General features: G+C 61.1%; 1 protein-coding gene. It reads right to left on the bottom strand.

Annotation, left to right across the window (positions count from 1 at the left end):
- A partial coding sequence (locus LPW30_RS15860; protein WP_239681362.1) for an AAA family ATPase occupies nucleotides 1-891 on the bottom strand: 891 nt, incomplete at its 3' end.
- Nucleotides 892-1,236 lie beyond the last annotated feature (345 nt).

Here is a 1,236-nt window from a genome sequence, read left to right as displayed (position 1 = left end):
GTCCAGATGCGTGGCCCGGGACTGGATCAGCGCCTCCCGGGCGGACCGGTAATCTTCCAGGGACAGGGGACGAGCCCGATCGCGGGCCGGTTTGAAGCGCCAGGTGAGTTCATAGCCCAGGGCATTCACCAGCCAGGGCTGGCCATGGGTGTCTTCCCATAGCTCCTGGAAGATGGCTGGATCAAGGACCTGACCCGTCTCGTCCGTGTGTTGCTGCCAGAGGGTTTGGCACTCTGCTTCGGTGAAGTTGCCCATGCGCAGCGACTCGGCCTTGATGTTGAAGGCACTGCCGCCGGTGATCACCTGAGCCCCTTCCTGGTGCAGACGGTAATCCCGCACGTCGCGCACGCCGCACAGCACAATGCTCTGGGGGAACGCATCCGGTCGCTGCGGGTAGCCGGCACGGATCTGGCGCAGCAGCGAGATCAGGGTGTCGCCCACCAGGGCATCCACTTCGTCCAGGAACAGCACCGTGGGGCAACCTGCGTGTTGAGCCCAGTGTTGAAGGACCTGTGTGAGCAGATTCTGGGGAGAGATGTCCTTGCGACGGTCATCATACCATCGGGACAGGTGATCATCCTTCAGGTAGAGCTGGATGGAATTGACCAGGGCATCGCAGACGGCCGGGATGCCCTTTTCCTCATTCCCGCGCGCCGCCTGGGCCGCCTCGATGTTGGCATAGGCACAGGCATAGCGCCCTCGCACATTGATCGCCTCCATCATCGCGAGCAGCGTGGTGGTCTTGCCCGTCTGGCGCGGGGCATGGAGGACAAAATACCGCTTCTGCTCGATCAGCGCCTGCAGATCCTCCCAGTCGATGCGACTCAGAGGATCAATGGCATAGTGATCGGCAGGGACCGTGGGTCCGGCATTGTTGAAGAAGCGCGGCATGACCGCAGTATAGGACGGAAGCCCGCCCAATAGGAAAGGCCCCGCCACAATCCATGTGGCGGGGCCCGGTGTCGCGCGGCAATGAATCCATCCAATGGATCCTCCATGATGCAGTGCCTTTCATCCCTGACTGCCTTCACTGGCGACAGGGTGTATTTTCCACAGTTACAGGAAGGTGACAACGCCAATCGATGGAAATGTGAATCAGTTCAAATTAAAGATCCGGAATACGGATCTCTCTCGAGGTTCATGACGATCAGCAGCCCGCTCAGGCACCCCACACCCTGATGCACCGCCCTTCCACGGTCCGCTCCGTCTCCCAGATCCGCTCCTCCCAGGTCACCC

It is taken from the genome of Ectothiorhodospira variabilis, assembly GCF_022227625.1.
Lineage (GTDB): Bacteria > Pseudomonadota > Gammaproteobacteria > Ectothiorhodospirales > Ectothiorhodospiraceae > Ectothiorhodospira > Ectothiorhodospira haloalkaliphila.
The sequence above is the reverse complement of the archived record's forward strand: the minus strand, read 5'-3'. Positions and strand labels throughout refer to the sequence as shown.